The organism is Shewanella sp. SW32 (assembly GCF_025653365.1).
In the GTDB taxonomy this organism is placed as follows: Bacteria; Pseudomonadota; Gammaproteobacteria; order Enterobacterales; family Shewanellaceae; genus Shewanella; species Shewanella oncorhynchi.
Genome location: NZ_JAKKSJ010000048.1, coordinates 1 through 23,443, shown reverse-complemented (window position 1 = coordinate 23,443; position 23,443 = coordinate 1). Strand labels below are relative to the sequence as shown.

The following is a 23,443-nucleotide window of genomic DNA, read 5'->3' as shown; positions in this document are numbered from 1 at the left end:
GGGTTTATTTGCCCAAGAAGCACAAAGTAGAGCTAGGCTATCGGTGGTTTAAAGGCCGAAGACAAAGAGATAGAGTGGAAATGAGGCATAGGAGTGGCCATTGCAGTATCGCTCATGCTCACACTTGGCCAGAGGTGTGGGCTGAATAGAGTGCCAGCGACTGAAATCGTCAAACAATGACCACAATCATTTGAACATGATGTGGTGCCATCACAGCAATGCTGTTTCGCGCCGGGAAGCATTTTATCGTTGCAGCAATCCGCGTTGGCCATTGAATGTGAGTCAGAACTGTTCTCTGTGTCCATCTGCATCATTGTAGCGTGGTGCATTTGGGAGGAAACCTCATGATTCATCGCACTCATATCCATAGTGTGTGGCACCATGGCGTGACCATTAGACACGACACTTTGCCCGACGAGTGCGAGTAGAGTGAATATGACTAAAAAATAACGACCGAGTGTGTGATGCATAAGTCTTCCAAATGATGAACTGCTCGATTCTAGCATAGCGATGTTTAGCTGTAATGATTTAACTCACACTTCAGTTAACGCCTCAATTCAAATATCTAATTAATCTAAATTAGCAAATAGAATTTCTGACTCGCAGTTTTGTCTTCAACGGGCTTATCATGAATATGACTGCGTATTCTAAGAGACTCAAATTGATCGTAGAAAGTTTCATTTCGAACAGTATTATTCGGCTTACCTGCGTTTTACCATTTATTTCTGCTTCACTCTCAAGGTGCAATAAACATTGGCGTGATCGCATTTCTGTTTTCTAGAAAATAAATTTCTAGTTCTAGATTATCAAGGGGGGAACCTAACTATAAAAAATCGGTAACTTGCGATTATCGGGTGATTGCATTAGCTTTAGTTAAAGTGCATCACAGTTCAGCTAGCGGTTTTTACCAAATGACGTCCAAATAGTTAGAGCTAAGTCTCATTTTGCGCTTTTAAGGTTAATTTAATCAGCAAATTTCGGCTTAAAATCAAATTTCTAATAAATGAAAGAGCATAAACTAGTCTTATAAAAACTAATTTTGACAATTTTGGAGATAGAGTGATGAACTGGCGTGCACTATTTAAACCTAGCGCGAAATATTCAATCCTGGCGCTACTGGTCGTCGGTATTGTAGTGGGTGTTGTGGGGTACTTTGCCACTCAACAAACATTACACGCGACCAGTACAGATGAGTTCTGTATGTCTTGCCATAGCAATCATTCGCTGAAGGATGAAGTGTTGGCTTCTGCCCATGGCGGCGGCAAAGCGGGGATTACGGTTCAGTGTCAAGACTGTCACTTACCTCATGGTCCAGTCGATTATTTGATCAAAAAAATCATCGTATCTAAAGATTTATATGGTTTCATGACAATTGATGGCTTTAACACTCAAGCTTGGTTAGATGAAAATCGTAAAGAACAAGCGGATAAAGCGCTGAATTATTTCCGTGCGAACGATTCTGCTAACTGTCAGCATTGCCACACTCGTATTTACGAGAATCAGCCAGAAACAATGAGCAAAATGGCTGTAAGAATGCACTCAAATAACTTCAAGAAAGAACCTGACGCGAGAAAGACCTGTGTTGACTGCCATAAAGGCGTAGCACACCCATATCCAAAAGGATAAGGTTTAGCGATTCAGTTTCTTAATTGATAGCCATTAAAAAGCCCTCAATAGAGGGCTTTTTGCTGTCTGTGTGCTCGGTTAATTCGCTTGAGTCATCACCCGTTTTCGATAAGCTAACAGGCTGAAAATTCCGAAGATAAACACTTGTAGATAATCTTGTTTCGTTAATGGTAGTAAGGTCTTAAACAGCATGTGGAAAATCGCGACTTGGAAGCAATGCATCATGCAGGTAATGGCAAACAGGATATTTAAAGTAATCGCCACATTGCCTTCAAAGGGGATGACTAAGTTGTAGGCCATCATCAACCATGCAATCAGAGTGATGGCTTTACCTAAGTTAATCAATAAGGGCATGGTTTTCATCTTCGATGGGCTCAACAGTGGTTTCTGAGTGATATTGATATAAACGGTAGCTCACTTGCCCTGCATTCTTTTCTTTTAAGGCGTGCCAGCGAGAAGGGATAGCAAGTTGCGTCAATTCAGACTCGATTTCGACATAAATCAGCGCACCATCATTGAGCCAACCTTGAGTATCTAGCAGTTGAATCGTCTTTTCTGCCAATCCCTTACGAAAGGGGGGATCGATAAATACCACATCGAAACCTTGCTCGCAGCCCCTTTGCAGTACCACTAACGTATCAGCATTGAGGACTTCGGCCTTATCGCATTTAAGGGTTTGCAGATTTTCTTTTAATTGCAGGGCTGCGCCGCGTTGCAACTCGATAATTTTGGCGAAACTGGCATAGCGGGACAAGGCTTCGAGAGCTAAAGCGCCGCTACCGCCAAAACAGTCGAGTACACGTGCATTGACTAAATCATTCGCCAGCCAGTTAAAGAGTGTTTCGCGAACCCTGTCTGTCGTTGGGCGTAAACCTTCGAGATCTTGGATAGGTAGACGACGCGAGCGCCATTGGCCTGCGATGATCCGCACTTGTCCACTGCCGGGTTTATTTTTGGCTGTTTGACCCTTGGTCACATTATTTTTGACCGTTCGATGATTAACCAAAGTGCCCCCGTGATTTTGCCTGAAGAAAGAAAGTGGTAGACTGTGCCACCTTAATAAAGGCCGCTATTTTATATCAAAGTCTCACTAAAAGGTGAGAAGGCTAACTGAGCTTAGCTAATTGCCGACTTTTTGGGCGTAATTGCCGAGGCAATCTGGTATAACATCAGGGTCTTATTCAAAATTCAATACTGAAGTAGAGCGCTGGAATCACACATGGCAAAGAAAGGTTTTTTCTCTTGGTTTCGTAAAGATAAGTCACAAGATGAGGTCGTCGCTGAAACGCCAGTTGTTACTCCAACACAAGATAGTGATGCAGCACAGCGTGTCGCGCAGGAACAAGTAGAGACACAAGGGGTCATCGAGGCCGAAGCTCATGCTGAAAAACAGGCAGCAGAACAGTTAGCGGCCGAACAAACACAGGCAAAAGCCGAAGCCGAGCAATTCGCCCTTGAGCATGCCCGAATTGAATCGTTGCATTTTGCTAATCAGCAAGCTGAAGCGACACGTTTGGCTGCAGAACAACTTAGTGCAGAAAAGCATGCTGCAGAGAAGTTAGCCGAAGCACAGTTAGAAGCAGAGCAACGCATCGCAGAACAATTGGCAGCACAGCAGTTAGCGGTTGAGCAAGCTGCCGCAGAGCAATTAGCTCAAGCAGAGGCGGCGCGTGTAGTTGCCGCTCAGTTAGAAGCAGAATTACTCGCAGCGGAACAAGCTGAACTTGCCCATTTGGCCGCCGAACAGCATGCCGCTGAAGCCTTAGCGGCAGAACAACTCGCTGGCGAAGCACTGGCACGTGAGCAAGCAGAGGCTTTAGTTCAGCAACAAGCTGAAACTGAGCAAGCTGTTATAGCCGTTGCTGAATTGCAACCTGAGCCTCAGGCTAGACCCGTTAAGGAAGGGCTCTTTGCTCGCCTGAAACGTGGCTTAATGCGTACCAGCGAGAATATTGGCAGTGGTTTTATCGGCCTATTTCGCGGCAAGAAAATCGATGACGATCTGTTTGAAGAACTCGAAGAGCAATTATTAATCGCTGACGTTGGTGTCGAAACCACTACGCGATTAATCAAGAATTTGACAGAGCATGCTTCACGTAAGCAGCTTAAAGATGCCGAAGCTTTATATGAATTACTGCGGGATGAGTTGCAAAAAACACTCGATCCTGTCGCTATCCCGTTAGTGCCAGACAATGCTAATGGCCCATTTGTTATCTTAATGGTCGGCGTTAATGGCGTGGGTAAAACCACCACTATTGGCAAATTAGCCAAACAATATCAGAGCCAAGGTAAGTCAGTGATGTTAGCCGCGGGTGATACCTTCCGTGCTGCAGCGGTTGAGCAGCTACAGGTTTGGGGTCAACGTAATGATATTACAGTGATTGCCCAGCATACAGGTGCCGATAGTGCCTCTGTGTTGTTCGATGCTTTGCAAGCGGCCAAGGCGCGTAAAGTGGATGTATTGATTGCCGACACTGCTGGTCGTTTACAGAATAAAGCGCACTTGATGGAAGAATTGAAGAAAGTCGTGCGAGTGATGAAGAAACTCGACCCAGATACGCCACATGAGGTCATGCTGACATTAGATGCGAGCACGGGGCAAAACGCGATTAGCCAAGCACAATTATTCCAGGAAGCCGTAGGTGTAACGGGTATTACCATCAGTAAGTTAGATGGAACGGCTAAGGGCGGCGTGGTATTTGCGATTGCTGATAAGTTTAATATTCCGATCCGTTACATAGGTGTGGGTGAGCAAATTGATGATTTGCGTACCTTCAATTCGAAAGAATTTATCGATGCCTTGTTCACTCAAGAAAAAGCGGATAGCTAATTTATGATTGATTTTCAGCAGGTCAGTAAGATTTATCCTGGCGGCCAAATGGCGCTGGAGGATGTGAATTTTCATCTACAGCAAGGTGAAATGGCATTTTTAACCGGCCACTCGGGGGCGGGTAAAAGTACGCTGTTGAAATTAATCACGGTAATCGAGCGGGCAACAACGGGGCGCGTCGCGATTAACGGTCACGATATCGCCAAAGTCAGCCCTAAACATGTGCCTTATTTGCGCCGCAATATCGGGATGATTTTCCAAAACCATCACCTATTGATGGACCGAAGTGTGTTCGACAATGTGGCTTTACCACTGGTGATTGAGGGATTCTCCCATGGCGAAATCCGTAAACGTGTTGCGGGTGCGCTCGATATGGTGGGTTTATATGGCAAGGAGCGGCATAACCCAATTATGTTGTCCGGCGGCGAACAGCAACGTGTTGGCATTGCTCGTGCGATTGTGAATAAACCACCTTTACTGCTCGCCGATGAGCCTACGGGTAACTTAGATCCTAAATTATCTATGGATATTTTGCGTCTGTTTGAAACCTTTAATGATGCGGGAACCAGCGTATTAATTGCCACCCATGATTTAGGTCTTATCGCAAGAATGAAATATCGCACTTTTACCCTCAAACAGGGCCGTATGTTAGGTGCACAAGAGTTGCATCCTAATGTGCACACTCGCAGTGCACCGACGAATAGAGGTGAAGGGCAATGAGCGATAGCGCAAAATTAACTCGCAGCAAGCTGCCTCTGTCTGGTCGGATTGTGATGTTTTTTATTCGCCATGCGCAGCAAGCAATGGCGAGCATGGGAGAGCTCTGGCGTAACCCAATATCCTCTGTGATGACCATGGCTGTCTTAGGTGTGAGCCTAAGTTTGCCTGCAGCATTGCAAGTGTTAGTTAAAAATGCCGAGACCATTACCAGTTCCTGGAACAGCGCGGCAGAGATCTCCTTGTTTATCGACGATAATCGTAGTGAACAAACGATTCAGAGCCTGCTGACGCGCATTCGGACATATCCCGAAGTGGATAAAGTGCAATACATAGATAAAAATCAAGCGCTAGAAGAATTCCAACGCTTATCTGGGTTTGGTGAGGCCTTGGCCTATTTAGATAAAAATCCTTTGCCCGCGGTCATTACCGTTACGCCTACGCCGCGTTACTCAACACCAGTGGGCGCCCGTGAACTCTTAACTAAACTAGAGCGCGAGCCTGAGATTAGCTTTGGCCGTTTAGATATCGAATGGTTAGAACGGTTACAGGCGGTAGTGCGTCTACTCGAACGTACTGTGATGGCGATTGCTGCATTACTTGTGCTGGCAGTGGTCTTAGTGATAGGTAATACGATTCGCTTGGCGATTATGAATCGGCGCAGCGAAATTGAAGTGATGAAGCTAGTCGGAGCAACTGAAGCCTTTATTCAGCGCCCATTTCTCTACACAGGGATTTGGTACGGAGTCATTGGTGGCATATTGGCTTGGCTTATCATCAACTTATTAGTGTGGTATCTCGATTCCGCCCTTGCCGAGCTTTTAGGCTTGTATGGCAGTCAGCTTGAAATGAAATCACTCACTTTTATTGAACTGCTGCAATTGGTTGGACTTGCCTCATTTTTAGGTTGGTTAGGTTCGTATTTGTCTGTACGTCAGCATTTACGGTCGATTGAACCTTCATAATAATCAGTCGATTAAACTAAAAAAAGTGACGAAAAAAATGCTGAGGAATGAACTTTTGTTCACTTGCAATGTCTACTTCAGCGAGGTAAAAAGGGTATCTGCAAACGAGCTGAGGTTGACATACTCTGTCAATTAGCCGATAGTTCGTGAGCTTATTCTTAGGGTATTTTGTTGTTGAACCTAAGAATGCACTCGTTAAGTAGTCTGATAAATGTAGGAGAGCGAATGACCTTTCAAACGCAATCAATGGCACTGACAGTCCCACAGGGCGCCAGTAGTCTAGAAGCTTATATCCATTCAGTGACTAGCATCAGCATGCTGGACGCTGAGGCTGAGTATGAGTTAGCCAAGCGTTTACAGGAAACTGGTGATCTACAAGCTGCGAAGCAACTGATTATGTCGCACTTACGTTTTGTAGTGCACGTTGCTAAAGGCTATTCAGGCTATGGTTTGCCACAGGCAGATCTGATCCAAGAAGGCAACATAGGCTTGATGAAAGCGGTTAAACGCTTCGATCCCGATGTTGGCGTGCGTCTTGTGTCTTTTGCTGTGCACTGGATCAAAGCTGAAATTCATGAATATGTGCTGAAAAACTGGCGCATTGTTAAAGTCGCGACCACTAAAGCACAACGTAAGTTGTTCTTTAATATCCGTAAAGCGAAAAAACGCTTAGGTTGGTTCAGCGATGCAGAAGTCACTATGGTGGCTGAAAATTTAGGTGTATCTAAGGCCGATGTGACCGAAATGGAATCACGTATGGCTGCGCAAGATCCGGCATTTGATTTAACCAATGATCAAGACGAGGAGCATGATTTTGCCCCCGTCCATTATTTGGAAGATCATTCATCGGATTTAGCGGAAAATATTGAAAACGACAACTGGGAATCCAATGCTCAAGGTCGTTTATTATCGGCCATCAAAACCTTAGATGAACGTAGCCAGCATATTCTGCGCGCCCGTTGGTTAGATGACGATAAAACCACACTGCAAGAACTTGCAGAGACTTATCAAGTGTCGGCCGAACGTATTCGCCAACTTGAGAAAAATGCCATGAACAAGCTAAAAGCTTGCATGGAAGCCTAAGTCACATCACGTGTAAAATGATTGTAACTTAACCATAAAAAAACCTGCTGCGGCAGGTTTTTTTATGGGAGAAAGAATGGATTTAATCGCGCTATTTAAAGTGAATTTCGCTATAGCTATAAAGCTCAATCGTATTGAAACGTACGCGACTATGGCTGATTTCACCACGAGACATCAGATTTATCCTACATTTAGATCCGTTATAAATAGTTAATATATCTGTAACTTTTGAGCCTCAATTCAAAAGTTGTTTTCGATGCTTATTACAGAACGTTCTTGTTCCTCCGCATTTTGAGTATCGCCTTAAGCAAAGTTGATATGGATATTGAGCACGGAAGATTTGGTCGGGTAGCGATGGATTATGTACCAAGGAAAGCTTTTAAGTTAGAAGGGATGCCCGTCAATTTACGATAGATACTCATTATGCGGTTTTTTTAATGCTTACAAAGGTGGGAAGTTATGTTCTCAATGATCACTAAGTTAGCCCTATCATCAGAATCAGGTTGGGGTACTGCATTTCGTGTCAATGGGGGCGTCGAAGTATGTCAGCAGAGCTTGTTTTGGTTAGTTTGCAAGGGTATCGCTTTTGAACGCGAGGACTTAAAGCTTAGTTATGTATTGGGATCTGAAGTTATTTTATGCCAATTTGAGACGAGAGTTTTACTTGAGCTGCTTAAAAAAAACAATATAAATTATTTTCAAGACGATAGCCAAGTGCGATGGTTGCTGCCCCGTAATGTATCAACAATCTTCTATGCGCAGTGGAAGAGTTGTATAGCACTAGATTTGAACACTGATAACATTGAATATTGTATGTCGTAAGTTAATTATTACTTATTAAAGTTATTTTTCTAGTTACAATTGTATTTTTATCTATTTTTTATAAATATCAGTCTGTAATTAATTGGCAACTAATCAGCATAAGCATAAATTCAAACTAAATTATGACCTGATATTTTAATATCCTTTCTCATGGTTATGCCTTCTAAATTATGTTGTTTTTTAAATTAAAATCCTATTTTTAAATTTCTTATCAACATATTATTCATTGTAGTAATAATCTGATGAAGTTTATTTTGGCCATTACTATTACCACCTTTGCTGAGCATTTTCTAGTGCTCTATTCTAATTATCCTTTTTAAGCTTTACTTCCTATTTGAACGATTGAATATTGCGGAGTATGTAACTTTTTCTTCGCTCTTGGTGGTTTGCGAACCGTTAACGCAGATTTCCAGCTAACTTTGGGCGTAGTAGCTCCTAGTTGGAATTGCTCATGCTCGCTAGGAATCTTCCTACACGTGGGCGGGATTGCTCCTCTTCGGTTCGGATTCGCTATCGCAGATAATGACCACACTCAGTAGCACTGACGTTCAACTCTGTTACAGAAAGTTTTTACTAATGTAAACAGAACTATCAACTTTATATTAACAGGTGTAATTTAATGAAAAAGACAATGTTATTTTTAGCTATGGCCGTATCAACATCTGCTATGGCCGCTAATCCAGTCGCAAATGTCGTTTGGTCTGGTTTTGTTCCTGGCTCAGTAGCGGGGGATAACTTAATTATTACTGGTTTAGCTGGTCAAAGTATTGAAAATGGTCAGTTGATTGTGGCTACTGATGGTACTTTCACATCTACTGCGGTAACTGTAGAAGCACATGACTATGATGATGTCACCAAGGCTATTACTGATCTTGCAGACGCAAACTGGACATTGAGTAATGCTCAAGTGAGTTACTCAGGTGCCGCTACACCAACAGCAGAATTAGCTGTATCTGCCAATGGTACTCCGTGGGTTGTTGGAGACCAAGTGGCTTCAGAACATACATTGAGTTTAACTGTTGCTCAGTCTGTAGCACAAACTGCTATTACAGGCGGTGCTGTTCAGGCTCAAATTACTATCGTAGCTGAAAAAGTGTAATAAAAAATATTTACTTATGCTATTTAAAATAGGTAAATAAATCAACACCCATATCTTTATGGGTGTTTTTTTTGAATGAGGGAAGATTGTGTTTATATTTATTATAATGCTAATTTTTATTCTCATATCGCCTCATTCAGAGGCCGTACCTATTGCACGGCAGGTCCAACTGACAACAGAGATAGATAAGAATAAATTTGCAGCAGGTGAGTTTTTAGATGTTAGGTTCGTTCCAGAAATATTAACCGTAGTTTTTGATAAAAATATTCGAACATTTACTAATGTCAAAACGAATATGTCAGTATTGACAAGCGTTTCGGATCAAGATGCAAACAATGGTTTTTCCATATTGATGACAGATAACACTTTAGTATGTGTAAATAGTTTAAATCAAGTCACTACACTGGTATCGTCATTGGATTCTGATACTTTTGGTTTTGCTAAAATTAGCATTGATGGCTCTGAGATCCCTATTAATGACCGCATTTCAATTTCTAAATTTAATATTAAGAATAATGCGCAGTGGGAAGGTTATTACCCAGTAGATATTAGTTTTTTAGAAATGGCAAACACAAATCTTAGTGAAGGTAGCTGCTCGGGGAATATTTCAGTTAGGGTTGAATTTAACATATGAAAATTTGCAATTTGTTCGTTATATTAGCTATTTTTTTTACTGGGAATTCTTGGTCTGACTCGAGCATACCTGAAGGCTTTGCAGAACTGTTTGAATTTAATGAGCGCTTGGTATCAATAAAAGGACTTGAGGATACAACTGGTAGTAGTATAAACCTAAACGTAAATTATGATACGGTGAAATTACCAAAAGATCCCTTTAATTCAATAGTGCAATTGAAAAATTATTTTGTAAAAAATAGGGTTTCAGAGGAAATATCACAAAAAATATTGGCCGATCTTGCTATAGGTATAAAAAATACCAGTGCATGTGAAGGATATATCAGCAATTGCGCAGTCGTCCCTACAGAATATGAGTTTTATTACGACTATGAAGCATCATTGCTAACGGTATTTATCAATGGAAAATATCTTGATAAACCTTTGGTAGAGGTTGAGCATGCTAAATCATACAATAAAGATAATGCATTTATAAATCACGTTGATTTATTTGCTAATATCTATAATGAATCCACTTCTTCATTTGCTTTGAATAATAAATCAATTCAAGGTTTGCCATATGGCCATATAATCTCTGATTTTACTGTGAGTGATTCGGTTAATAAATTTTATGAGCTATCTTACGATGTTTCATTTAATGATAACAATAGATTATATGTTGGGCAGTTTAATAACGGTGTATCTTTTAATTCTACTAACATGATTAGCCCAACACGTTATATTAAACAGACATCTGTTAACTATGGTACAACAAATAATCTTATTTTGAATAATGAGCGTAGTTATGAGCGTCTATACTATTTTGCTCCATCCGCTGGCGAGCTAAGGATAACTCGAGAGGGGCGAGTGATAAAGCAGCAATCCATATCAGGAGGGCAAGGTTTTATTTCATACAGCGAGATGCCGACTGGTCGTTATGATATTGAAATTCAAGTTGTAGTTGCTGGTACTGTGGTGTCTTCAGAGAAGAAAACGATCTTTAATGAGACAATGAATATCCCTAATGTTGGCGAGGGTGATTTTTTATTCACTGCAGGCTTGATGAATGGTTCAAGATCTTTGTTTACGGAAACAATCGACTTTGAAAATAACGATATACCAATAGTTGAACTTGAATCTAATTTTAATGATTCCTCATTTTTTAGTGCACTTTATTCTAACCGATTACTCGACTCACTCGTTGTCGCTGGCGGAGGATTGATTTCTAATGACAGCGTGATGGCAGTTATTGGTAGCCAATGGTATTTACCTATGGGCGGTAGTCTTAATAGTTCTATATCAATGTATAGTGCTAGTGCAATCTCACTGGACCTAGTGTTTGCTACACAGTATTTTTCAGTCCAGTATGAAAGATTTGACCAAAACGAAAGTGGCGATACCTTAGCCGCTTATCTAATGGGGGCTTTAGAATATAAAAAAATATCAGGCAATTTATTTTATACTTTCGATAATGGAATTAATACTTATTATACTTATAGTCGTGGTAGCTATCAGTCACCTTTAAGTCGCAATGTTTATACAGAGTATGGCGTTTCTACCATAGGTGCCGGGTATAATTTACCTTATAATACTAGGGTCGATATCACAGTTGATTATGATCATGTAACTGACAATAATTCTTTTTTTCTTACGCTACAAATTCCATTCGGAAATAAGTGGGAGACAAAATTAAGTGCATATAATAGTTCCGATTTAGGAAACGAATTCAGAGGTCGGATTGTAAGGAATGATATTATTGATTACCAGAATGTGAATAGTTCTCTTGAACTTGCTTCTGTCTATTCTGATTCGAGAAATGAAACGATTAATGAGGCCTATGGTCAGATATCAGCTGCAGCAGACAAGTTTAGGGCTGGTGCAAATATGTACACAAATAGTGATGGAAATTATGGCATATCAGGCAACCTTTCAAGTAGCCAGATAATCACTAACCAAAATATTCATTTTATTAACCAACGTTCCGATGCATATGCAATTGTTGATTCTGATATTAAAGAAATAGTTCCAGATGGGAATGAGGCTTATGGCTTTGTAACAATACGGAAAAATAATAAACTGGAAAATAAGCAGTTTATTTACGATGACAGTAAAGTAATACCGATTAGTACATATGATAGTTATAACATCAATATCGATACTGAAAGTGTTTCACTGCACAACAAAGGTGATCTAGGATTTGATGGGTTTACTTACCCAGGTAGTGTTGTTGTCATAAAGCCAAAATTAAAACCAGTCGTTACCTTTGTTAGTTCCTTCTCCGATGTTTTCGATGAACCGGTAGAAGAGGTTGAATGTAAAGGCTTTGGTTGTATTGATGTGACTAAACTGATGGATGGTGTTTTTCGTGTAACACTTATGGAAGGTACTGAATTTGCACTATATGCAGGTCTAGATAGGTGCTTAGTGCCTAGTGAATATGCTAATACAGAATACATGAATTTTGGTGATAACTATTGTTTACCTGACGCGATACCAAGAACATTTGTAAGAGTGCCCAATAAGCGCTTATCTAAGGATTCGGAGCTTTACTATGTTGGAACCTTTGATGATAGTAAACTTGTTCAAGCTCAGATTAAGCAATTAACGTTACTTGATAGTAAGATATATGAAAGAAAAATTGGTTCTGACATAGCTTTATATTTACTTTTAGATAATAAAGAATCACTAACACTTTCGAGCGCACAACAGTCTATTATTGATAGTATTCAACTTTATGCGAAAGAAAATCATAGTTTAGATGTAATAAATCAACCCTTAGCGATGCGTGAAAACAGTAAAGGTCAATAGTATGAAAAGAATAATTTTATTTCTTATAGTGATAGCTTTTAGTTTTAGTGCAAACGCTTTGAAGGTTGATACTATGTTTCTACTCTCTGATACTAAAGGTAATGGTGTAGTTACGGTAACAAATGATCTCCCTAAAACTAGCTTTATAAAAACGTCCATATTCGAAATTACAACGGATAATGCTGGTGAGGTTATACGTACTGAGTATACGAAGCAAAATATTCAGAGTTGGCAGATAATGACGACGAGCCCTAAATTAATTCTTGAACCAAGCAGAGTTAAGGATGTTGGCATACGTTCACTTTGTCATAAGGTAAAGTGTGACAAAACGAAAGATAGGACGTTTAGTATAGTGTTTGAGCCTTCACCTTATTTAAAAAAAGGTGAAGAACAAGAAAATGCTGTTCAAGTAAATTATGGATATTCTGTTATCTACGTAGTACCTGCAGAAAAAAGCGATATGCAATACAGCATAAAAAGAAATGGCAGTGTGATTGAGATCTTTAACAAAGGTAATACCATGCTGACTTTTGTTATTGATCGTTGCTCAATGGATAAGACTATGGATTGTAGAGTACAGGAAAGAGTGATTGCAGGACGTTTTAGAACGTTTAACATTCCTGAATATATGAAAGCAATAAAGGTTAATGCCTCAATATATAATCATGATGAGAGTTATAAGCGAGAAATTGCATTAGAGCCGGAATCACAATTATGATCATGAAAATTTTATTAACTATTTTATTACTCTTGCCTATGTCGTTTGGATTTTGTTTTACTCTGAATGGAACGGTTGCGAATGGTCAATTAACTTGGGATAACATTGTTTCTTCTCAAGGTCAGAACACGTTAAGCACTTGGTCACCTCAGAGTGGTTTGACGCCTACAACGAAATGGCGGCCAGGTTTTATGGCATCTCCTCAGCCATTATCCTCTATTACGCTGAGCAATGGTGGTAATACTATTACATTTCCATTAACTATTACAGGTATAGAGTATAATGCAGGTAGTAATTCAATTGCTGATGTAATAGATAATCCGGGCACACAACAAATTTGTGATACTAGTATCGCTTTTGGCAATGTAGTCCATTTGGCTGGGACGGGGAATTGTACTTATAATAAATTGATTAATAATGGTGTTTCAAAAACGCCTTTTTTTTTCCTGCGTCCATTATTCTATTTTGATGAAGCAGCGTTGCTTGAACTGTTTTATGAAAAGCCTAAAGGTCAATATTCGGGAGTGATACCTTTTACTATTCGTTATTATTACTACTCCTCAAGCGGAGCATTAACTTATAGAGATATTCGACAATCATTTGCAATTCAGATATTTAATAATCCTTCTTACATTAGCACGGTTGTAATTAATGGTGGAGGGGTACTAGTACCCGTGTATGACAAAATCCAAAAAACTGTGTCTGCTACTACAGATTTCCAAGTGAATGCAACCGGAAATTTTGATAAAGGTATGAAAATGATTTTGCAAGATAGAACCTATCATCTTAGCAGTTTAACATTAACTAATACTATTCCATATAGTATTAGTTGTGTAGGTGCCGCATGCACCGACATTAGGTTAGTTTCTGGAGGGGTTCTTTCTCTTCCTGAAAAATCAACAATATTGAATTCGGTTGCAGGAAATAAAAAAAATATTGCTTTTGTATTGAATGTTTCATACGAAAATATTGCAGCAGCGAATGTTGAAAGTGGTATCTATACAGATAGCTTCACCATTCTATTTGAAGCTGATTTCTAATTTTGATAAATTAATTCGAGGCTATAATGAGACATATTATTTTCCCAATATTAATGTTATTTCTAGTTGCTGGCTGTGGTGAGAATGGTGAAAGTAATACTCTTCCTTCAAATCCTACCCAACCTGATGTAATAGATGTCAATGTATCGGCAATTGATACTATTCATGTTTTTAAAACAAATGAGCAGGGTTTTATTGATCTAGGTCCATTTACAGCATCCTCAGATGGTGGGGATATATATTTAGATTCATTAGAATTACTTACAGGTGATAAATTTTGTGAGAATGTACTAAGGGAAACTAATGGCTTTAAGGTTACCTCTACTGAGGATGGTTCTTGTTTATTCAAGTATACGGTAAAAAATAGCAAAGACATCAAAAAAAGTGCAATTAGTCGTTCTGTATTTGTTGAGAGTTCAAGTGCACAAAATGTACAATTGCCCCCATTAAGCCTTACATTGGCAGAATATGCATCTGGTACTATTGATGTCACTGCCGCTGGTTTAACTATAGCCGACAATGTAACTGTTCTTGGTTCAGGAACTTCAACTGTCGATGTGGCAAATAGCAAAATTAACTACACTGCAAAAGAATCTGGTATTACTAGAATTTTATATGAGATGAAAGATAATGCAGGTGCTGTTTATCTTGGAAGCATAGATGTAGCTGTTTCAAAAGGCATTAATACTGCTCCGCAAGCAAAAAACTTTTCTTATCCTGTTGCACCTCAGGTCATTAAGCCCGGTGTAGAAGTTATTATTGATGTTAGCGATTATATATCAGATCCCGATGGTGGTAGCATTCAGTTGTATGATGTCCATTCTTTTAATGGTCTAGCAACGGTTGCATTTCCTGAGGATGTCACTAATACAAAAATCAAATTTAAATCCTTTATCCCGGGTGTTTATTATATTACCTATACTGTGACCGATCATAATGCAGGTTTTGCTTCGGCTAACATAGCTGTTACTGTGGTTAATTATTACTCTGATATTGTAGTTCCAACGACTTTAGTTAGTTTTTCTGCACCACTGAGCTCAGATCAAGCTCAATTTTTAGATTTAAGCTACCAACCAAGCTCAGAAAGTGATATTCCGGGAAGTGATGGAATATTTACTGCTGCTAGTTTTTCATACACGGCTGCAACCGGTTTTTGTCAAGCTAAGGGCGGAAGATTGCCAACATTGAATGAGCTTATCGAACTGAAGAGTACAGGAATGTTAGTCGGAAATTGGCCAACTCTAAAGCAATATTGGTCCAGTTCGCCGTTAATTGAAGGGATCTCTTACAGTGCAATTGACATGCGTAGTTCTGATGCTCCTGTTGAACTATTCTCACATGAATTTGCCTATGTAACATGTGTTTCCGATGATTCTGATATGGGCGAATATTTTATTGAAATTCCATTACCACAAACTGTGAAAACTGCAACATCATTTGATTATTCGGTTTTTTATAGAGGCAAAACTGAGTCAGTTTATCAAAAATTTCTTGGGAGTGTTACTTTAACGAATAGTGATGTTACATTTACCACCACACCAAAAGAAACTGGCAATGGCGAACAGGTTTTTCATGCAGGGTTTAAGACTGGACAATATCAATTGCAGTTTAAACTTTCTGAAGTAGGACATCCTCTCGATGGAAAGACAGTAAATAAGTTAATTTATTTTACTGGTGCAGATTTAAAAGGGACATATGGTGTATTAATAAATGAAGGTAAGATATTGTTTAATAAAACATATAACTTTTCTGCTGGTAATGATGTATTTTGTCGTAGTGGGCAAGTTGTGGATGGATTAGGTGTCTCTCCTTCGAATTATGTCGGGGGAACTGGAGGTACCGAAAAATATTTGGGAGTAGGAACCTCCATCACTAAATTGCATATTCGTACAGGTGATTTCCAGTGGGTTACATCTCCTAAACGTGTCATCAGTTATTTTGGTGTCGTCAATACCCTTGGAGTTGAAAACGGCTGTGGAACTAAGGGAACCAGTAGCTCATTGACTAATATTCTGGATTACGTAGTTGACATACCTTCCGATGAAAAACTTACTGAAGTAACTGTATATTCTACTGGTATGACTGGATATTTACATGGGATAAGGGTTGCTACTGAAAAAAGCAACTGAGTGTGGCATAGAATTTAGCCCCAAGTCAAAGATATACTTGGGGCTTTGATCTTCAATGGAATCTGACAGAGTCTGCTATATATATCTAGTCTCTATTTTTAATTAGACGAATATGTATCTAATTTTTTACTCTGCTAACCTTTCGACAAAATCTATCGTTAAGGTAATTTAATGAGTACAATAACATGTCACTATTAGCCATAATTAACTATGGATATCTAATGTTGTCAATTATCCATCTTCGTATGTTTTTAATACATTGTAGATAGAAATAGGTTTTAGCATTATCAGTATAAAAGTAATGGTGATTATGCTTCAAACTATTCCATTGACATAATGGTTAATCTTGGCTTCGTTAATGCCATTTCTTCATAAATACATATTTTAGCTGTTTTTTCATCATGAACTGCAATATTTTTCGCTTGTATAAATACTAACGTTCTTTCATTTATACTAAGCTCATTTTTTACAATGTTAACAGTATAATTATCGCTGGGTTTTGTGAAGTCATCAGTGTCTGATATCCAAACTTTTAAGTTAATTTCTTTATTTCGATTGTTTGCTAGCCAAACAGCTACTTTGCTTGGGCTTAAGTTAACTGCTTTACTTCCTGTTAATAACGTTATCGCTTGACATGAATGAAATGGAGTTAGTAAAAATATCGGAAATAATATTTTTAGCATAGTCATTTTATTTAATCTCTATGACTATTATTTCATTTTCCGTATCATTTATGTCTACATTTTTAGTGTAGACTTTTGTGTTTATAAATTTATCACACAAATTTATTGTTGATTTTTTTGTAATGTCTGCATCTGTTAAGCTGTCAATATTACAGGTTTCCCCTGGAACGACTCCTGAAAAAGTGATGTTATTGCTCGCTTGTGGGTGGATTGCGGCAGTCAGAATGATAAGATAGATCGCTGAGTTCATAGCATATTCCTCTAATGAATAATGTTTTCAATTATTACTCTAGTTCACTATTCATATGAGTGCCAATTTTATGGATAATCTATATAAGGTGTACGTCTTGGGATATTGATTCGATTTATGACAAGGTTTCAAGCTGCTACTTCAATGGTAACTCAGCTTCGTGTGCTGCAGAAGTTGATTTATGCCCAGATATTCTGCGCCCTTACATCATGCGGGTTCTCCGATCACTGCGGATAACTAATCATGTCGGCAAACATCAATGCTTCAGTTTTTAATTTAGCATTAACGATTTTACATCTATTCTTGTTGACATGATTCACCTTGCTAAGTGATTTTTCTCATTTAGCAAGGTGTTAAAAACACTTGTACTCTTTACTAAGTGTTCTCGGAAAATGTGTGAAAAAGTGACTAGACTAAAATTTTGCTCATATTGCATATTTTAATGTTTAGTCTGTAGTAAAAAAATATTTATTTCGTTCTCAAGCGAGAGAATACAATGTTCGAGTTGAGTCGATAGTTGTGTCATTGCTTCAGAACTAGCAGAAATCTCTATTTGTTCGCAGACAGAAATTAAGGTATTAGCGTCAATGATTTTTGCCGCACCTTTTATTTTATGTGCAAGATTTTTAGTGAGACTAAAATCCTCGATTTTAATTGAATTTAAAATACTCTCTAAGTCACTTGTATTACATGATATTAGTTCTCGCAGAAGTTTAGCTGCTAGTTCTGTGTTGTTATTAGTGAGTTTAAGGAGAGAATTGACATCAAAGTCACAATATTTTTTACTGCTTTCTTTTTGTACTCGCTCTGCAAACTTATTGAGTGTTTGATCTAGTTCTGTAAGGCCTATCGGCTTAAATAGGCACTCATCCATTCCTACATCTAGACAGGTTTGTTTTACTTCTATCTGTGCATTAGCAGTATACCCAATAATAATACAAGTATTGAATCTGAATGTTTCTTCTAGCTGGCGGATTCTTTTACTGAGCTCGTACCCGTCCATTTCTGGCATATTACAGTCTGTTACTATGAACTGGTATTCATGTTCTCTAAACATTTTTAGTGCCAGCTCACCATTATCAGCCTCATCTACAGAGTGTCCTAGATAGCGGAGTTGTTGGGCAAGTAGTAAGCGATTTGCTGGGTGATCGTCGACAATAAGGATTTGAAATGAACTTTTAGATTGAGAAACTCTTACTGCAGGAGATTCTATAATGTCATCTAAATTATCCAATTGTTTTAGATTAAGTTCCATTTTGACTTCGGTACCTGAGTTTTCCTCACTCTGTAAATGTAAAGAGCCACCCATCATCTCACAAAGGGATTTCGATATCATTAGGCCAAGTCCCGTTCCACCATAATTGTTGTGGGAACCATGCCCTTGTGAAAAAGGTTTAAACAGGTTTTTTTGGTCTTCAACAGATATTCCTATACCAGTATCTTTGACTGTGAAGATATATGAAACTTGTTCGTTAACAGAATCACCAACATATACCTTTATTGACACTGAACCTTTGTTGGTAAATTTAATGGCATTGCCGATCAAATTTGACAGTATTTGTTTAATTCTCATGGGATCGACCAATACATCTTGCTTAATCTTATTATCGAAATCTAATTCTAGTTTTATTCTCTTTTGATGGGCTAGACCATTGAAGACTCTAACTACAGACGCCACAATTGATTTTAGATCCGTTCTAACAGGTGATAGCGTGAGTTGACCCGCTTCAATGCGAGCGATATCTAAAATATCGCCAATAAGTTCAAGCAAGCCATTGGCTGAGTCGTAAGCAACTTTTATTGAATTTAAGTCAACCTGTCTAGAATTAGCACTTTTTAAGGCTAATTCAAGCATACCTATGATGGCATTCATAGGTGTACGAATTTCATGACTCATAGTTGCTAAGAATGTACTTTTGGCTTCATTTGCACTTTCTGCTAAATTTTTTGCCAGCTGAAGATCTTCTAGAAGTTTTATTCTGTCACTAATATCAATCCAGCCTCCAACGATACCTTCGATTTCCCCTTTTGCATCCCTATACGGTTTAAACCAATGGTAAGCATTTAGCTTTACACCATTTATATGCATTTCTCTATCTTTGAAGTAGGATATACCAGTCTTTAAAATATTGGCATACTCTTTTTCAATTTCAATTGCTTCGCTTATTTTTAGCGCTTCTCTTGTGATGTTTCTAGCAAGCAGGTTTTCACGCGTAGTCTTAAAAGCATCGACATAGCTTTCATTGCATAATATAAGTTCCATCTCCTTATTGCGTGCATATATAGGATGAGGAATACCATCTACAATTTCTTGCATAAATAACAATTGAGAATCAAGAGCTCGATTTGCCTCAAGACGTTGTTTGTAATGACGGCGAGTATAAAATGCCCCGCCAATTGAGGCTAAAATGAGTATAGTTGCAGCAATAAGAATTGTATATATAGTATATCGGTAGTCTTTCCATGTTTGGTTTGCAGGTAACGTATTTAGCCTCCAGCGATTTTCAAGTACTTGTAGCTCATTGGGGGGAATGGTTAATAAGGTCTTGTTGAGGATCTCTTGAAGTATAAATTCGGATTTTTTTAGTGCAAATGCCGCCGTAACATCCGGTATTTCATTCACCACATGGCTAACTTCAAGTTGGTCATTGAAATAGCTGTTTGTATAATAGTCCGCAACATTTAAAGGGATAATTGTACTGTCAGCTGAGCCATTTTTAACTTTATCTAAAGCTTCAATATAATTACTCGTGAGCAATAATCCTCTAAATTTTAGATGTTGACGTACTTCTGTTTCAACGGCATGACCTTTAGGTACCGCTATAATTGGGAGTATTGAGTTTTCAGTATTTTTCTGTTGCACATAAACATACGGAGAAGTTGAGAATTCTTTAGAAAATATAAAATCCTCAGACCTTTTTGTGTTTGGTGTGAGTATTGTTAGGTAAATATCTTGGTTGTCAGTCAATAGTTCTTGTTGTTCTGAAAAGTGTTTGGTGACAACATATTCGAAATCGATGCCAGAATATAAACTAATCAGTTCTGCAGTTTCTATGGCATACCCTGCCGGCTTACCTAGATTATCAATATATGTTAATGGGGCCATGTATTCATTAACAACCATTTTAATTTTTTTATGTGTTTTTATCCACTGATTTTCAATGTCATTAAATTTAGGTAATTCATTTAGCTCTGGTATAATAAATCCACCACCACTCCATCGCTTTCTGATGAGTCTATTTTCATCTAGCGATATTGAACTCACTGCTTTGTTTAAAACTGTCAATAAAATAGTGTTGCTTGGTGCAATCGCAAACGCGGTTCCTTTCGAATTAATCTGAAGTGAGGTTTCGAATGTGAGTTTTCCAGAGTAAACATTATTTATTAGATAATTAGCCGATGCAAGATCAATGAGAACTGCATCAGTTTGTCCAAATGCTGCGGCTGCAACCGCGGCTTGCCTAGATGGATAGGTCACAAGTGTTGTTGCAGGTAATTTTTGCTTCACTAAATCATCTGGCAGATATTCATAGGCCACTGAAATTGATTTGATCGGTCCTTTTAGTGATATGTTTCTGAAAACTGTAGGCCTATCTGAAATATACGGAGTAGAAAGAATCAGACCGTTTTGTTCTTCGTAGTTATTTGCTGTAGTTAATAAATCAATTTCACCAGTTTTTACGGCACTAATGACCTCTTCTCTAGTGGGATATCGAATAATATCGATATCGATGTTAAGCATTTTACTGATTAGTTGTAGGTTGTCTGCACTTATCCCTTCATAATATTGACTTTCTCCATTCATAGTCATGTCAAATGGATGATAATCAGGTGCAGAGATCCCTACTTTAAGTGTTGCCTTCTTATTAAGGTAATCACGTTCTTCTTTACTAAGTGTTATCTGTTCTGGATGTAGATTAGGGTGTCCACTTAATTCATAGTATGGTGCATTTACAGCATGTGCTGATAATAAAAAAGGTAAGAATAGTGGCAGTAACAAAAAGATAATATAAAAAAATACGTGATTAGTTTTATTCATATTAACTGTTGTCTTTTGGCTATTTCAATTATATCCACTAAAGTCTTTGCGTTTAACTTTTCAAGTAATCGTGTTTTATATGTACTTATAGTCTTATTGCTAAGCAGCATACGTTCAGCTATTTCTTTATTTGATAAGCCTATTGCTAGTTGTTGCAGCACTGCCATTTCGCGAGTTGAGAGTTTTTTTATAAGCTCAGCTTCGTTCTGGCTTGATTTAGATATTATGTTGCTATTATTTATAATTGGGAAATAGGAATGTCCAGTAAGAATAGCTTTAAGGGCACTAGTGACTTCCTTCATATCCTTTTGTTTTGAGACAAAACCTGATGCGCCGGCTTGAATACAGCGGGAGACAAAGTGATCTGATGGTTGTGCAGTTAATACTAATATCGGTGGGCTCTTAACTAGATGTCTTGATCTTTCTATCACTTCTAATCCATCTAGCTGGGGGATGCCAATATCGAGAATGACAGCATCTGGTGAGAGTTCTTTAATGAGTTTTAACGCATCAACACCATTATTGGTTTCTGCAATCACTTCAAAGCCACTTTGTTCCAAAATGATTTTCAGTGCTAAAACAACAACAGGATGATCATCTACTATTAATATTTTTCTCTTCATTTATAACTCCGCGACGATTTGAGTTTGATTCTATCCTTGTAAGTCACTTGTGTGAAATAAATTCAAGTGATTAGGATTTTTCCTACATTTTGTTCGGTGATACCTAATGAATAATAGTCGTAGAATAGGTGAAGAGAGTGGACTTAATCATCAAAAAAATCTCATTCTGCTAGAATATCAACTTTTATGTGTGGTTGTTTCGCGTAATCAGATTTCAATTGTTTGAAACGCCACACTAATCATACTAGCCTAAAGTTGCTATATTTTATGTGCCAGCGATCAAAAATGTTTTTTTACTGTAAATTATTTTAATTTTGAGGATATTCAATGGATAAGGTAAGAGTGATTGTGTTAGAAGATCACCCCTTTCAGCGGGCAGTACTTGAGCATAATCTTGCATCTCTTGCCAATGTTGAAGTCTTTGCCTTTGGCGCAGCTCAAGATGCGCTTGCTTGGCTTGATGAGCATCATAATGCTGATATTGTGATTTGCGATCTTATGATGGCCGGTATTGATGGGCTATCTTTTTTGCGTAAAGCAAAAGCGAAGTACGGTATAGCTTCAGTTGCATTATTTAGTAGTATTGATAAAGAGCTCAGGCGCGCTGTATCACAGATGATTAAAATGCTTAATTTTGAATATCTTGGAGATCTAAAAAAGTGCCCCTCAGTGGAGAATCTACAGCGAATGCTTGATAGATTTACTAATAGTCGCACTGAAAAGCGTCAGAGTGCTTCCCGTCCAATTGTTTGTACTCGCTTCGCATTTGAAGATTTCGAACAAGCACTAAAGCTGGGTCAGTTCGTCGGTTTTTATCAACCTAAGTTTGATGTCGCCGGTTTTAGCTTGAAAGGTGCTGAAATGCTTGCGCGCTGGAATCACCCAGATTTTGGGATTGTAGGTCCAGGTGTATTTATTGAGCCGCTCATTTCATACGGCTTACTCGATGAACTTTTCTTGCAGCTGTTTAAGCAAGGTTGTGTTCTGCAACAGCAGTTACAACAGCAAGGAAATCAGATTTCTCTCGCCTATAATCTCGATATCTCTCAACTCAATTCGACTAAATTAGTGTATCAGATTGTCGATATGGTAAAGAAATTTAACATTCATCCTCAAAGTATTACCCTCGAAATTACTGAGACAGGCCTGTTGCAGGGTGAGATTACGAGTGGTCATTTAATAACCACACTCATGCCGGCTTCAAGCACCGCATCCAAATAAGCCTCATTCATCAATGCCTGACGCTGCTTTCTTCTGATACTCATTTTTCGCTTCTCAGCGCGTAACATATTCAAACCAAAGTGTCGCATCGTGGCAAGATTAGTCGCTGCATTACCACGGTATATCTGGCACGCATCCTCACCTAAACTCACATCCAGCACCCAGTGCAACTGGTTTT

General features: G+C 38.6%; 19 protein-coding genes and 1 pseudogene. 12 read left to right on the top strand and 8 right to left on the bottom strand.

The features are described 5' to 3' along the window. Positions 1-32 precede the first annotated feature (32 nt). Positions 33-470 carry a hypothetical protein gene (locus L5M28_RS21115; RefSeq protein ID WP_168827238.1) on the bottom strand — a complete coding sequence of 146 codons (438 nt, stop codon included), beginning with the start codon at positions 468-470 and terminating at the stop codon, positions 33-35. 592 nt (positions 471-1,062) lie between these two features. Here L5M28_RS21115 and L5M28_RS21110 point away from each other — a divergent pair. After that, positions 1,063-1,626: a NapC/NirT family cytochrome c gene (locus L5M28_RS21110; protein ID WP_219251870.1), complete on the top strand. Its 564-nt coding sequence runs from the start codon at positions 1,063-1,065 to the stop codon at positions 1,624-1,626. A gap of 78 nt (positions 1,627-1,704) precedes the next feature. Here the strand turns inward: L5M28_RS21110 and L5M28_RS21105 are convergent, their stop codons facing one another. Together L5M28_RS21105 and rsmD are read right to left on the bottom strand one after the other, a co-directional pair. Beyond that, positions 1,705-1,989 (bottom strand): DUF1145 domain-containing protein, encoded by a 285-nt coding sequence (locus L5M28_RS21105; protein ID WP_263204344.1) that lies wholly within the window; start codon positions 1,987-1,989, stop codon positions 1,705-1,707. Continuing rightward, positions 1,964-2,632 (bottom strand): 16S rRNA (guanine(966)-N(2))-methyltransferase RsmD, encoded by a 669-nt coding sequence (rsmD, locus tag L5M28_RS21100; RefSeq protein WP_219251868.1) that lies wholly within the window; start codon positions 2,630-2,632, stop codon positions 1,964-1,966. The genes L5M28_RS21105 and rsmD overlap by 26 nt, the downstream gene beginning before the upstream one ends. A 213-nt stretch (positions 2,633-2,845) precedes the next feature. On the opposite strand from rsmD, the gene ftsY reads away from it, so the two are divergent. The 10 genes from ftsY to L5M28_RS21050 all read left to right on the top strand — a co-directional run bounded on the left by ftsY (position 2,846) and on the right by L5M28_RS21050 (position 16,449). Continuing rightward, positions 2,846-4,456 (top strand): signal recognition particle-docking protein FtsY, encoded by a 1,611-nt coding sequence (gene ftsY, locus L5M28_RS21095; RefSeq protein ID WP_263204341.1) that lies wholly within the window; start codon positions 2,846-2,848, stop codon positions 4,454-4,456. A 3-nt stretch (positions 4,457-4,459) separates the two neighbouring features. Then, positions 4,460-5,176, top strand: coding sequence for a cell division ATP-binding protein FtsE (gene ftsE / locus L5M28_RS21090; protein ID WP_105250626.1), 717 nt, complete (start codon positions 4,460-4,462; stop codon positions 5,174-5,176). Continuing rightward, complete coding sequence (gene ftsX, locus L5M28_RS21085; RefSeq protein ID WP_113940269.1) at positions 5,173-6,138, top strand: permease-like cell division protein FtsX; 966 nt, start codon at positions 5,173-5,175, stop codon at positions 6,136-6,138. The genes ftsE and ftsX overlap by 4 nt, the downstream gene beginning before the upstream one ends. A gap of 225 nt (positions 6,139-6,363) precedes the next feature. After that, a complete protein-coding gene (rpoH, locus tag L5M28_RS21080; protein WP_006079635.1) occupies positions 6,364-7,221 on the top strand; it encodes an RNA polymerase sigma factor RpoH in 858 nt (285 codons plus the stop codon). A gap of 1,441 nt (positions 7,222-8,662) precedes the next feature. Next, the gene (locus L5M28_RS21075; protein ID WP_263204339.1) at positions 8,663-9,142 is read left to right on the top strand and encodes a hypothetical protein; all 480 of its coding nucleotides are present in this window, start codon (positions 8,663-8,665) and stop codon (positions 9,140-9,142) included. A gap of 88 nt (positions 9,143-9,230) precedes the next feature. Continuing rightward, a complete protein-coding gene (locus tag L5M28_RS21070; RefSeq protein ID WP_263204337.1) occupies positions 9,231-9,776 on the top strand; it encodes a hypothetical protein in 546 nt (181 codons plus the stop codon). After that, the gene (locus tag L5M28_RS21065; RefSeq protein ID WP_263204336.1) at positions 9,773-12,562 is read left to right on the top strand and encodes a TcfC E-set like domain-containing protein; all 2,790 of its coding nucleotides are present in this window, start codon (positions 9,773-9,775) and stop codon (positions 12,560-12,562) included. The genes L5M28_RS21070 and L5M28_RS21065 overlap by 4 nt, the downstream gene beginning before the upstream one ends. A gap of 1 nt (position 12,563) precedes the next feature. Next, positions 12,564-13,280: a hypothetical protein gene (locus tag L5M28_RS21060; RefSeq protein ID WP_263204335.1), complete on the top strand. Its 717-nt coding sequence runs from the start codon at positions 12,564-12,566 to the stop codon at positions 13,278-13,280. Next, positions 13,277-14,320, top strand: coding sequence for a hypothetical protein (locus L5M28_RS21055; protein WP_263204334.1), 1,044 nt, complete (start codon positions 13,277-13,279; stop codon positions 14,318-14,320). Before L5M28_RS21060 ends, L5M28_RS21055 begins: the two co-directional genes overlap by 4 nt. A gap of 26 nt (positions 14,321-14,346) precedes the next feature. Then, complete coding sequence (locus tag L5M28_RS21050; protein WP_263204333.1) at positions 14,347-16,449, top strand: hypothetical protein; 2,103 nt, start codon at positions 14,347-14,349, stop codon at positions 16,447-16,449. A gap of 320 nt (positions 16,450-16,769) precedes the next feature. Here the strand turns inward: L5M28_RS21050 and L5M28_RS21045 are convergent, their stop codons facing one another. From L5M28_RS21045 to L5M28_RS21030, 4 genes are all read right to left on the bottom strand, one after another. After that, complete coding sequence (locus tag L5M28_RS21045; protein WP_263204332.1) at positions 16,770-17,138, bottom strand: hypothetical protein; 369 nt, start codon at positions 17,136-17,138, stop codon at positions 16,770-16,772. 1 nt (position 17,139) lies between these two features. Beyond that, positions 17,140-17,382, bottom strand: a complete 243-nt coding sequence (locus L5M28_RS21040; protein ID WP_263204331.1) for a hypothetical protein — start codon at positions 17,380-17,382, stop codon at positions 17,140-17,142. Positions 17,383-17,821: 439 nt separating this feature from the next. Then, positions 17,822-21,421, bottom strand: a complete 3,600-nt coding sequence (locus L5M28_RS21035) for an ATP-binding protein (RefSeq protein ID WP_263204330.1) — start codon at positions 21,419-21,421, stop codon at positions 17,822-17,824. After that, complete coding sequence (locus L5M28_RS21030; protein WP_263204329.1) at positions 21,418-22,044, bottom strand: response regulator transcription factor; 627 nt, start codon at positions 22,042-22,044, stop codon at positions 21,418-21,420. Before L5M28_RS21030 ends, L5M28_RS21035 begins: the two co-directional genes overlap by 4 nt. Before the next feature lie 327 nt (positions 22,045-22,371). Here L5M28_RS21030 and L5M28_RS21025 point away from each other — a divergent pair, with 327 nt between their 5' ends. After that, the gene (locus L5M28_RS21025) at positions 22,372-23,265 is read left to right on the top strand and encodes an EAL domain-containing protein (protein ID WP_263204328.1); all 894 of its coding nucleotides are present in this window, start codon (positions 22,372-22,374) and stop codon (positions 23,263-23,265) included. Here L5M28_RS21025 and L5M28_RS21020 read toward each other — a convergent pair. After that, positions 23,217-23,443: pseudogene (locus tag L5M28_RS21020) on the bottom strand (ISAs1 family transposase); the annotation flags it as partial. The gene L5M28_RS21025 and the pseudogene L5M28_RS21020 sit on opposite strands and share 49 nt — an antisense overlap.

What these genes read in the sequence shown, in the direction of transcription:
- L5M28_RS21115 (WP_168827238.1), bottom strand. Translation starts at nt 470, where the DNA reads ATGCATCACACACTCGGTCGTTATTTTTTAGTCATATTCACTCTACTC.
- L5M28_RS21110 (WP_219251870.1), top strand. Translation starts at nt 1,063, where the DNA reads ATGAACTGGCGTGCACTATTTAAACCTAGCGCGAAATATTCAATCCTG.
- L5M28_RS21105 (WP_263204344.1), bottom strand. Translation starts at nt 1,989, where the DNA reads ATGAAAACCATGCCCTTATTGATTAACTTAGGTAAAGCCATCACTCTG.
- ftsY (WP_263204341.1), top strand. Translation starts at nt 2,846, where the DNA reads ATGGCAAAGAAAGGTTTTTTCTCTTGGTTTCGTAAAGATAAGTCACAA.
- ftsE (WP_105250626.1), top strand. Translation starts at nt 4,460, where the DNA reads ATGATTGATTTTCAGCAGGTCAGTAAGATTTATCCTGGCGGCCAAATG.
- ftsX (WP_113940269.1), top strand. Translation starts at nt 5,173, where the DNA reads ATGAGCGATAGCGCAAAATTAACTCGCAGCAAGCTGCCTCTGTCTGGT.
- rpoH (WP_006079635.1), top strand. Translation starts at nt 6,364, where the DNA reads ATGACCTTTCAAACGCAATCAATGGCACTGACAGTCCCACAGGGCGCC.
- L5M28_RS21075 (WP_263204339.1), top strand. Translation starts at nt 8,663, where the DNA reads ATGAAAAAGACAATGTTATTTTTAGCTATGGCCGTATCAACATCTGCT.
- L5M28_RS21065 (WP_263204336.1), top strand. Translation starts at nt 9,773, where the DNA reads ATGAAAATTTGCAATTTGTTCGTTATATTAGCTATTTTTTTTACTGGG.
- L5M28_RS21060 (WP_263204335.1), top strand. Translation starts at nt 12,564, where the DNA reads ATGAAAAGAATAATTTTATTTCTTATAGTGATAGCTTTTAGTTTTAGT.
- L5M28_RS21055 (WP_263204334.1), top strand. Translation starts at nt 13,277, where the DNA reads ATGATCATGAAAATTTTATTAACTATTTTATTACTCTTGCCTATGTCG.
- L5M28_RS21050 (WP_263204333.1), top strand. Translation starts at nt 14,347, where the DNA reads ATGAGACATATTATTTTCCCAATATTAATGTTATTTCTAGTTGCTGGC.
- L5M28_RS21045 (WP_263204332.1), bottom strand. Translation starts at nt 17,138, where the DNA reads ATGACTATGCTAAAAATATTATTTCCGATATTTTTACTAACTCCATTT.
- L5M28_RS21040 (WP_263204331.1), bottom strand. Translation starts at nt 17,382, where the DNA reads ATGAACTCAGCGATCTATCTTATCATTCTGACTGCCGCAATCCACCCA.
- L5M28_RS21035 (WP_263204330.1), bottom strand. Translation starts at nt 21,421, where the DNA reads ATGAATAAAACTAATCACGTATTTTTTTATATTATCTTTTTGTTACTG.
- L5M28_RS21030 (WP_263204329.1), bottom strand. Translation starts at nt 22,044, where the DNA reads ATGAAGAGAAAAATATTAATAGTAGATGATCATCCTGTTGTTGTTTTA.
- L5M28_RS21025 (WP_263204328.1), top strand. Translation starts at nt 22,372, where the DNA reads ATGGATAAGGTAAGAGTGATTGTGTTAGAAGATCACCCCTTTCAGCGG.